Source organism: Streptomyces sp. NPDC057654 (genome assembly GCF_042800135.1).
Classification (GTDB): domain Bacteria; phylum Actinomycetota; class Actinomycetes; order Streptomycetales; family Streptomycetaceae; genus Streptomyces.
Window position 1 is genome coordinate 1 of sequence record NZ_JBHVHQ010000265.1, and the last position, 9,826, is coordinate 9,826.

General features: G+C 69.3%; 10 protein-coding genes and 1 pseudogene. 7 read left to right on the plus strand and 4 right to left on the minus strand.

Translation table 11 applies throughout. From position 1 onward, the window contains the following. The 5 genes from ACFU99_RS20490 to ACFU99_RS20510 form a co-directional block, all read left to right on the plus strand. Positions 1-1,146, plus strand: a 1,146-nt coding sequence (locus tag ACFU99_RS20490; protein ID WP_384393984.1) for an aldehyde dehydrogenase family protein, incomplete at its 5' end; no start/stop codon positions are given. 110 nt (positions 1,147-1,256) lie between these two features. After that, entirely contained in the window at positions 1,257-1,823 is a 567-nt protein-coding gene (locus tag ACFU99_RS20495) for a DinB family protein (protein ID WP_384393986.1), read from the plus strand. An 88-nt stretch (positions 1,824-1,911) separates the two neighbouring features. After that, positions 1,912-2,535, plus strand: coding sequence for a PadR family transcriptional regulator (locus tag ACFU99_RS20500; RefSeq protein WP_384393989.1), 624 nt, complete (start codon positions 1,912-1,914; stop codon positions 2,533-2,535). A gap of 106 nt (positions 2,536-2,641) precedes the next feature. After that, complete coding sequence (locus ACFU99_RS20505) at positions 2,642-3,619, plus strand: ATP-binding cassette domain-containing protein (RefSeq protein WP_384393992.1); 978 nt, start codon at positions 2,642-2,644, stop codon at positions 3,617-3,619. Then, on the plus strand, positions 3,616-4,401 hold the full coding sequence (locus ACFU99_RS20510; RefSeq protein WP_384393995.1) for an ABC transporter permease: 786 nt from the start codon (positions 3,616-3,618) through the stop codon (positions 4,399-4,401). Before ACFU99_RS20505 ends, ACFU99_RS20510 begins: the two co-directional genes overlap by 4 nt. 16 nt (positions 4,402-4,417) lie before the next feature. Here the strand turns inward: ACFU99_RS20510 and ACFU99_RS20515 are convergent, their stop codons facing one another. Beyond that, positions 4,418-5,044, minus strand: coding sequence for a Uma2 family endonuclease (locus ACFU99_RS20515; RefSeq protein WP_384393998.1), 627 nt, complete (start codon positions 5,042-5,044; stop codon positions 4,418-4,420). 484 nt (positions 5,045-5,528) lie between these two features. On the opposite strand from ACFU99_RS20515, the gene ACFU99_RS20520 reads away from it, so the two are divergent. Together ACFU99_RS20520 and ACFU99_RS20525 are read left to right on the plus strand one after the other, a co-directional pair. Next, entirely contained in the window at positions 5,529-6,767 is a 1,239-nt protein-coding gene (locus ACFU99_RS20520) for a helix-turn-helix domain-containing protein (RefSeq protein WP_384394001.1), read from the plus strand. A 14-nt stretch (positions 6,768-6,781) separates the two neighbouring features. Then, positions 6,782-7,255: a hypothetical protein gene (locus ACFU99_RS20525; RefSeq protein WP_384394003.1), complete on the plus strand. Its 474-nt coding sequence runs from the start codon at positions 6,782-6,784 to the stop codon at positions 7,253-7,255. 54 nt (positions 7,256-7,309) lie between these two features. Here ACFU99_RS20525 and ACFU99_RS20530 read toward each other — a convergent pair whose 3' ends face one another. From ACFU99_RS20530 to ACFU99_RS20540, 3 genes and pseudogenes are all read right to left on the minus strand, one after another. After that, positions 7,310-8,713: a glutamate decarboxylase gene (locus ACFU99_RS20530; RefSeq protein WP_384394006.1), complete on the minus strand. Its 1,404-nt coding sequence runs from the start codon at positions 8,711-8,713 to the stop codon at positions 7,310-7,312. Between the two features lie 16 nt (positions 8,714-8,729). Next, on the minus strand, positions 8,730-9,359 hold the full coding sequence (gene wrbA / locus ACFU99_RS20535; RefSeq protein ID WP_384394009.1) for an NAD(P)H:quinone oxidoreductase: 630 nt from the start codon (positions 9,357-9,359) through the stop codon (positions 8,730-8,732). Between the two features lie 177 nt (positions 9,360-9,536). After that, a pseudogene (locus ACFU99_RS20540) lies at positions 9,537-9,826 on the minus strand (thioredoxin reductase); the annotation flags it as partial.

A 9,826-nucleotide genomic window follows, 5' to 3' on the forward strand; every position in this document is an offset into this window, starting at 1 on the left:
GAACTGCACCTGGTGCGGGAGTTCCTGCGGGAGGCCATTCACCTGGCGCTCCAGGCGGAGGGGCGCATTCTGCCGTCCCCGGACGACGGCAAGGAGAACCGCCTCTACCGGCTGCCGGTCGGCGTCGTCGGCGTCATCAGCCCGTTCAACTTCCCCTTCCTGCTCTCCGTGAAGTCGGTGGCCCCGGCGCTGGCCCTCGGCAACGCCGTCGTCCTCAAGCCGCACCAGAACACCCCGGTGTGCGGCGGCGGGCTGGTCGCCAAGGTCTTCGAGGAGGCCGGGCTGCCGGGCGGCGTGCTCAACGTCGTCGTCACGGACATCGCCGAGATCGGCGACGCGCTCATCGAGCACCCGGTGCCGAAGGTCATCTCCTTCACCGGCTCCGACAAGGTCGGCCGCCATGTCGCGACCGTCGCGGCCGCGAATTTCAAGCGCACCATCCTCGAACTCGGCGGCAACAGCGCCCTGATCGTCCTCGACGACGCGGACATCGACTACGCCGTGGACGCCGCTGTTTTCAGCCGCTTCATCCACCAGGGGCAGGTCTGCATGGCGGCCAACCGGGTGCTGGTGGACCGCCGGGTGGAGGCGGAGTTCACCGAGAAGTTCGTCGCCAAGGTCAAGACGCTCAAGGTCGGCGACCCGGGCGACCCGGCGACCCACATCGGCCCGCTGATCAACGCCGGGCAGGCCGAGGCGGTCACCTCGCTCGTGGAGCAGACCGTCGCCGACGGCGCGACGGCGCTGGTGCGCGGCTCGGCGGAGGGCACGCTCGTAGGGCCGTCCGTGCTGACCGGGCTGCCCGAGGGGTCGCCCGTACTGGGCCAGGAGATCTTCGGGCCGGTCGCGCTGCTCATCCCGTTCGACGGCGAGGACGAGGCCGTACGCATCGCCAACGCCACCCGGTACGGGCTCAGCGGCGCCGTTCACACGGGCGACGTCGAGCGGGGCGTACGGGTCGCCAAGCGCATCGACACCGGCATGATCCACGTGAACGACGGCACGGTGCACGACGAGGCGATCGTCCCGTTCGGCGGTGAGAAGCACTCCGGGGTCGGGCGGCTGAACGGCGATTCGATGGTGGACGCCTTCACCACCACCAAGTGGATCTCGATCCAGCACGGGCGGAGCCGCTTCCCGTTCTGACGCCGCTTCGCCGTCGCCAAGCGTCGAATTCCGGCGAATCAGGTCAGGATCTGGCCGCATGGGGTCCTACGGTGAGGCCATCGCAAGAGAGCCGATGAAAGGCGGACCCCATGCCCACCCACGTGATCGAGAACGACTTCAGCGACGAGCTCGGCACCCTGCTCGCCTTCCTGGAGGCCCAGCGCGGCGGGGTCCGCCGGGCACTCATCGGCCTGAGCGACGAGCAGGCGGCCCAGCGGCCGACCGCCGGCGAGCTGTCCCTGTCCGGGCTGCTCAAGCATGTCGCACAGACCGAGCTGACCTGGGTGGAGAACGCCAGGGAGGTGGAGAACTCGATCAAGCGCGACGAGTCCACCTGGCACCTGAGCTTCCAACTGGAGGGCGCGGAGAGCGTCGAGAGCATGCTGGCGTTCTGGGACGAGGTCGCCGCCGGGACCGAGGCGTACGTACGTTCCCTGCCCAGCCTCGACGCGACCTTCCCGCTCCCCGCCGCCCCCTGGTTCCCGCCGAACGCCCGGCACTCGGCGCGCTGGCTGCTGCTCCACCTGATCGAGGAGACCGCCCGGCACGCGGGCCACGCGGACATCGTCCGCGAGTCGCTCGACGGGAAGACGGCCTTCGAGCTGGTGGACCTGGAGGCGCGGGGCGCGGGCGGCGGCGAGGGCGCGGCCGGGTGACGCCCGGTCCTGATCCATGGTGAGCATCGGCTCCGTCTAACCTGGTCGCGGGCGCAGGGCGGCCTGCGACAGGTTGAATGAGGAGTCGATGTCCGCTATCCGGCTGTTGGTCCTGGGCGCCGTCCGTATGCACGGCCGGGCGCACGGCTACCAGGTCCGCAACGACCTTGAGAGCTGGGGCGCCCACGAGTGGTCCAACGCCAAGCCGGGCTCGATCTACCACGCGCTCAAACAGATGGCGAAGCAGGGACTGCTGCTCGCGCACGACATCGCCCCGAGTACGGTCGGCGGCCCGCCGCGCACCGAGTACGAGGTGACGGAGGCGGGCGAGGCCGAGTACTTCACGCTGCTGCGCGAGGCGCTGACCGCGCATGACGCCAAGGTGGACGTGTTGAGCGCCGGCATCGGCTTCATCGTGGACCTGCCGCGCGCGGAGGCCATCGCGCTGCTCAAGGAGCGGGTCGCGGCGATGGAGGGGTGGCACACCGAGGTGGCCCGGCACTGGACCCCGGCCGGTGACGAGGACTGGGGCCATATCGGCGAGATCATGGGGATGTGGCTGCACACCGCCGACAGCGGGACGCGGTGGACGCGCGGGCTGATCGAGCGGCTGGAGGCCGGGGCGTATGTGATGGCGGGGGAGGGCGACCAGTGGGCGGGGGTCCGGGAGGCGGAGGGCTCCGGTCCGGGTTCCGGTTCGTCCCCGGAGTAGGTCGAGCGACTGCTACAGCAGCGTAATCAAGTTTGACTAGCCGGACCTGAAGGGCTATCTTCGCCAGCCAGTAGTCAAACTTGATTACTTTCCGGAGGAGAGTTCATTGACCGGCACCGATCACGTGATCGTCGTCGAAGGACTGCGCAAGACCTATGGAACCAAGCCCGCGCTGGACGGCGTCGACCTGACCGTTCCGCGCGGCACCGTGCACGGACTGCTCGGCCCCAACGGGGCGGGCAAGACCACGGTCGTACGGATTCTCGCCACCCTGCTGCGGCAGGACGGCGGGCGGGCCGAGGTGGCCGGGTTCGACGTGCGGCGCGACGCCCGCGCCGTACGCCACCGGATCGGGCTGCTCGGCCAGCACGCCGCCGTGGACGAGGAGTTGAGCGGCCGGCAGAACCTGGAGATGTTCGGCCGCCTGTACCACCTGGGTGCGCGGCGCGCCGCCGCCCGCGCGACGGAACTGCTGGAGCGCTTCGACCTCGGGGACGCCGGGCGCAAGGCCGTGGGGCAGTACAGCGGCGGCATGCGCCGCCGCCTCGATCTCGCGGCCAGCCTGGTCCTCGCCCCGGAGGTGCTCTTCCTGGACGAGCCGACCACGGGGCTCGACCCGCGCGGCCGCACGGAGGTGTGGAACGCCGTGCGTTCGCTGGTCGGCGGCGGTACGACCGTACTGCTGACCACCCAGTACCTGGAGGAGGCGGACCAGCTCGCCGAGCGGATCTCCCTGCTCGACGCGGGCCGCGTGGCCGCGGAGGGGACGCCGGACGAACTCAAGGCGCGGATCGGGAGCGACCGCATCGATGTGGTCGTACGCCGCGCCGACCAACTGGACGCTGCGGCCGCGATGGTGACGGTGGCCGTACGAGCCGAGGCGGCGACCGACGCGGACGGCCGCCGCATCAGCGCGCCCGTAGCCGACCGGGTCGCGGCGCTGACGGAGACGCTGCGGGCGCTCGGCGCGGCCGGCGTCGAGGTGGAGGACATCGCGGTGCGCAGGCCGACGCTGGACGAGGTGTTCCTGCGCCTGACGGGCGGCGCGGACGCCGCCCGTGCCGAGGAGGGGATCGCCGTATGACGAACTGGGTGCTCACCGACTCCTGGACCATGACCCGCCGCGGCCTGGCGCACCGCGCCCGGCGGCCCGTGCAGATGCTCGTCGGGCTCGCCTTCCCGGTGCTGATGCTGCTGGTCTTCGCCTACTTCCTCGGCGGCGGCATGAGCGTCGCGGGCGGCGGCGACTACCGGGAGTTCCTCATCCCCGGCATGTTCGCCCTCACCATGGCCTTCGGCCTCGAATCCACCATGGTCGCCCTCACCCAGGACCTGAACCGGGGTGTCATCGACCGCTTCCGTGCCATGCCGATGGCCCCTTCGGCGGTGCTCGTCGGCCGCAGCGCGGACGACATGCTGGAATCGGCGGCGAGCCTCTTCGCGATGATCGGCGTCGGCCTGCTGATGGGCTGGCGCTGGCACAACGGCTTCGCCGAGGCGCTGTACGCCGTGGGGCTGTTGCTTCTCCTGAGGTTCGCGATGCTCTGGATCGGCATCTACCTCGGCATGCTCGCCGGCCGCCCGGAACTCGTACAGGCCGTCCAGATCCTCATCTGGCCCGTCGGCTTCCTCTCCAACGTCTTCACCTCCGCCGAATCCATGCCGTCCTGGCTCGGCTTCATAGCCGAATGGAACCCCATGTCCGCCACCGCCACCGCCACCCGGGAACTCTTCGGCAACCCCGGCTGGGGCGGCGACTCCTGGGCCGCCACCCACGCCCAACTCCTGGCCGTCGCCTGGCCAGTGGTCCTGATCGCGCTCTTCGCGCCGCTGGCGGTACGCAGGTATCGGGGGCTGTCGCGCTGACTCCGCCGCTCGCCGGTCAGAGCTCGACCAGACTCCGCAGGTCGAGCTCTACGGTGAAGGGGGCGTTCGTCTTGAGCTCGCCGCGGTGCGGGGAACGGCCGGGGCCGGGGGCGTAGACGCCTGCCTCGTGGTGCAGCCAGAACTCGTGCACCACGGGCAGGCCGTCCTCATCGCGCTCGACGCGCCAGAAGTACGGCGCTCCGGCCTCGGCGAACATGCCGGGCTTGAGATAGCGATCCGACCTTCGGGACCTGGGAGAGACCACCTCCACGGCCAGGGCCACCCTTTCGACAGGTACGCACTCCAGTGTGCGAAGGTCCAGACCGTCCTTGTCGAACACCACGACGTCGGGCCTCATCACAGTCCTCGCGTCCCACATGACACAGCGCCCGATACCGGTTGCGTACGGTCCGTGCTGAGCTTCGCGCAGGGCGAGAAACAGCCCGTCGCGCACCGTGTCATGCCACTGAACGGCCATCCCGTGCGTTCTGACGATCCCGTCCACGAGATCCCAACCGCACGGCAGGGCCAGCTCCTTCACCTGCTCGAACGCCCAACCGTCCACGGGCGGGCACATCCAGTTCCCTGAAGTGGCCCACTTCTGCCGCTCAGGCCCGGCCGCTGTGCACATCGCTGCTTCCATGAGCCGGATTTTGCGCGTGCCGACGAACTTGCGTCCTGCGTACGGTCGTGGCGTCACTCCCGCGAGTGAAGAACCCCGCAACAGGCTCAGTGGTGGAAAGCCGTAGCCGCTCGCCGGTCGAAGGGATCAGGCCAGGTCGACGAAGGTGACCTTGTGCAATTCCCGGATGAGCTGGGAGGCCAGTACGGCGTGCAGGCGATCGTCTCCGTAGGGGTGAAAGCTGCTACAGATCGGTTTGCTTGGACATCAGACACGGCCTGATCGCGGACATGGTCATGTTCATCCCTCCGGGGGCGGTCTCTCCTCCATGCCGCCGGACAAGGAGTCTCATGTGAATGCGGCCCCCTCGGCGGCTGACGGACAGTGAACGCTCGACGTTCGGCCCGGGGGTGTCGCAGATGCGGCAGTCGCATAGGGATATGCGCACAGCGGGTACGGAGTCGTGGCATCGTCGGGTCAGGCTCGTACCGTGGGAGGGACGCCGTTGAACTGGCAGTCATCGGTCATCAGAGACGTCAGCAGTGCCGGCGACTACGGCAAGGTCATCGAGCTGGTTCGGAAGCAAGCTCGTATGACACAAAGGCAGTTGGGCGAGGCATGCGGCCTGTCCCAGTCGGCGATCTCCAGGTTGGAAAGACGCGGACCCGGCTCGTACGGAACTGACATCCTGTCGGCCGTTGCCGCGTCCCTGGAGATCCCGCCCCAAGTCGTCGGCCTCGCCGACAAACACGCGCTACGAGGTGGAAAAGATCCATTGGAACGACGCGGATTTCTGGGAAACGTCGCTGCCGCAGCGGCATCGCCGCTGCTCGGCGTTCTGCCGGAGCCCGACGGGGCCGCAAGCCAAGCAGCGGCTCTACGGCTCAATACGGCGACATATCGCAGGCTGGACGGCTCCACACCTTCACGGGATCTGGCCGACGCCGTCGAGTCCCATATTCGACTGATCCAGAACATCAGCAGGGATGCCGCGCGTCAGGACGCGCGTGTTCGGCTCGCGGCGGTCGCGAGTGAGGCCGCGAGTTTCGCGGGGTGGCTGGCGTGGGACATGGGGGACCACGGTTCCGCACGGCGTTGGTACGGTTCGGCGACTCGGGCCGCCCGCGCCTTCGGCGACCCGCTCTTGGCGGCCTACCAGACAGGCAGCCAAGCTCAGTTCGAAGCCCATGTCGGCAATGGCTTCGAAGCGCTCAATCTTGTGCGGAACGCGCGGCGTTACCTTGCGGACACCACCCCTGCCGTAGCTGATGCCTGGCTTGCCTCGGTCGAGGCTCTCGCGCACGCGGCGAATGGGAATGAGCGTGGAACGGACCATTCGCTCGTCCGCAGCCGGGGGCTGGTGGAAAGGCTGAGCACCGAAGAGCCGCCGCCGTGGCCATGGATGTTTCCTTTTGACGTCGCGAAAGTCGCGGCTTGCCGTACGACATGTGGGGCCAGGCTCGGCCTGCCCCAGTGGGTGTTCGCGGCCGGCACGGAAGCCCCGGCCAATGGGAATGCCAAACTGCGTGCCCTCGCCATGCTGGACCTGGCCGCCGGCCATCTCGCGGCCAGAAGGACAGAGGCGGCCTTCGCCCTCGCTTCGCGGGCTGTCGGCACAGGGCTTCAGTACAAATCCGGCCGGGTGGTGGAGCGCGCCCGCGCGATGCGTCGCCCTGTGACCTTCGCGTCGCCGCCCAAGGTTGTGCGTGATTTCGACGAGCGCCTTCACGGCGTCCATATCTGAGGACGGTCTGTTCTATGCGGGTAGGAATCACCGGTCACCGTGGGCTGAGCCAGGAGGTTGAGGGCCAGGTCCGGAAAGCCCTCGGGGATGCGGTCGCCCAGTACCCGGCTGCGGACCTGGTCGGCGTTTCCTGCATTGCCGACGGCCCCGACGCCTGGTTCGCGGAGGCCGTCCTGGCTCACGGCGGACGCCTTGAGGTGGTCGTGCCCGCCGAGCGTTATCGCGAGGGCCTGCCCGAAGCTCATTGGCCGATTTACGACCGACTCGTACGCGATGCCGTCGAAATCCACCGCACGGGCCGGACCGACTCCGACTCGCAGGCGCACATGGAGGGAAGCGAAATCCTCGTCGGTTTGGCTGACCTGGTGGTGGCCGTATGGGACGGAAAACCCGCGCGGGGGTACGGAGGGACGGCGGACGTCGTGGCCTACGCCGAGCGGAACGGGGTACCGGTGCGTGTCCTGTGGCCGGAGGGCGCGACACGCTGACCGATCCGCGGTCACGGACTCCGTCCTGCTCCGTGCGAAGCACCTGCAACCCGCTCAGTGGTGGAACGCCGTAGCCACCCCCTCCGGCCGGCCCAACGGGCCTGGCTGGCGGCGGAGTTCGGGGAGGAGTTGGGTGAGGTCCTGGATGAAGAGGTCGGCGAGGTCGTGGGTGAAGCCGTTGCGGCAGACGATGCGGAGGACGGAGAGGTCCTCGCGGTTGGGCGGGAAGGTGTAGGCGGGGACGAGCCAGCCGCGTTCGCGGAGGCGGCGGGAGACGTCGAAGACGTCGTAGTTCTTGACGGCGTCGGTCGTCGTGAAGGCGAAGACCGGGAGTTCGTCGCCTTGGGTCAGGAGGCGGAAGTCCCCCAGTTCTTCGATCTGTCGGGCCAGATCTTTCGCTACGTCGCGTGCCATTTGTTGCACCGCGCGGAAGCCGTTCCGGCCCAGCCTCAGAAACGTGTAGTACTGGGCCGCCACCTGCGCTCCGGGGCGGGAGAAGTTCAGGGCGAAGGTCGGCATGTCGCCGCCCAGGTAATTGACGCGGAAGACCAGTTCCTCCGGGAGCGCCTCCTTGTCCCGCCACAGCGCCCAGCCCACCCCCGGGTACACCAGCCCGTACTTGTGCCCGGACGTGTTGATGGAGGCGACGCGCTCCAGCCGGAAGTCCCAGACCAGGTCCTCGTCGAGGAAGGGCGCGACCATCGCGCCGGACGCGCCGTCCACATGGACCGGTACGTCGAGGCCCGTACGCTCCTGCAAATCGTCCAGCGCCGCGCACACGTCGGCCACCGGTTCGTACGAGCCGTCGAAGGTGGAGCCGAGGACGGTGACGACCCCGATGGTGTTCTCGTCGCAGAGCTCGGCCGCGGCGGCCGGGTCGAGGTGGTAGCGGTCGCCCTCCATCGGCACTTGGCGCGCCTCGACCTCCCAGAAGTTGCAGAACTTCTCCCAGCAGACCTGGACGTTCGCGCCCATCACCAGATTGGGACGGGCCGTCGACGGGTAACGGTCGGCGTTCCGCCGCGCCCAGCGGCGCTTGAACGCCATCCCCGCCAGCATGCACGCCTCGCTGGATCCGGTCGTCGAACAGCCCACGGCCGACAGCGGGTCGGGCGCGTTCCACAGATCGGCGAGGATCGTCACGCACCGCTGCTCCAGCTCGGCGGTGCGCGGGTACTCGTCCTTGTCGATCATGTTCTTGTCGCGGCACTCGGCCATCAGCACGCCCGCCTGCGTCTCCATCCACGTGGTGACGAACGTCGCCAGATTCAGCCGGGAATTGCCGTCGAGCATCAGCTCGTCGCGGACGAACTGGTACGCGGCGGACGGCGACATCGGGCCGTCCGGCAGCCGGTGCCGCGGCGGCCTCGCCGCCATCCCGCCCACCGGGTCGGCCTCCCCGTAGAAGGGGTTGACCGAGTATCCGTCCTTGCCTTCTGTTCCCTGGTGAAGTGCCATTCGCTCCGGCTACCCGTCAACCGCGCCCGGCAGACCCGGCCAGTCCGTCCTTGATGGCGCGGGTGAACTTCACCACCCGTTCCGCCTGGATACGGGCCGCCGTACGGGCGTCGTCGTCCACCGGCGTGTCCGGGCCGCCGACATGCGACGTGCCGTACGGATTGCCGTCCGCGAACTTCGCCGGGTCCGTGTAACCGGGGGCCACGAGGATGCCGCCGAAGTGGTGGACCGTGTTGTAGAGCGCGAGCAGCGTCGACTCCTGGCCGCCGTGCTTCGTGGCGCTGGCGGTGAAGCCGCTGTAGACCTTGTCGGCCAGCTTGCCCTGCTGCCAGAGCCCGCCGAGCGTGTCGATGAACTGCTTGAGCTGCGAGGCGATATTGCCGTAGCGGGTGGGCGAGCCGAAGATCACGGCATCCGCCCAGAGCATGTCGTCCGGGACGACCTCGGGGATGTCGGCGGTGGCGGCGATGTTCTCGCCCCACGCCGGGTTGGAGTCGATGGCGGCCTGCGGGGCCAGCTCCGCCGCCCGGCGCAGCCTGACCTGGGCGCCCGCCCCCTCGGCGGCCTGGGCGATCTGCCGGGCGAGGGCGGTGACGGTGCCGGTGGCGGAGTAGTAGATGACGGCGACGTTCACGGGGGTGGCCATGTGCTTGCCTCCTGCGGACCTGGACCTGGATCTGGACCTTCGGAACTGCTTCCGCGCGCGTTCAACGCGTGCGTGTGCTCGTACACGATCGCGACAATACGGGCGGGGCGGGCATTCGGCGCGTTCGCCGCGTTCGTCATGCCCGTCATGCCCGTCGCGTCCGTCATCTACGGGCCCTCAGCGGTCCTCGGACGTCGACTGGTGCGCCGCCCGGTACGCGGCGACCGCCCGCCCGGTGTCCTCCGCGACCAGCTCCGCGTTGATCTGCACGGCAGCGCCCGCCCCCGCCGCCGCGGCCGTGCCGACCTGGGCGGACGGGTCGATGACGTTGCCCGCGGCCCACACCCCCGGCACCTCGGTACGGCCGCCCGCCTCCGTCGGCACGTACACGCCGATCCCGGCGGGGTGCTCCGCCGGCCGCAGCCCGAGCCCGGTCAGGAAGTCCGCGCGCGCGACCATCCGCGGTC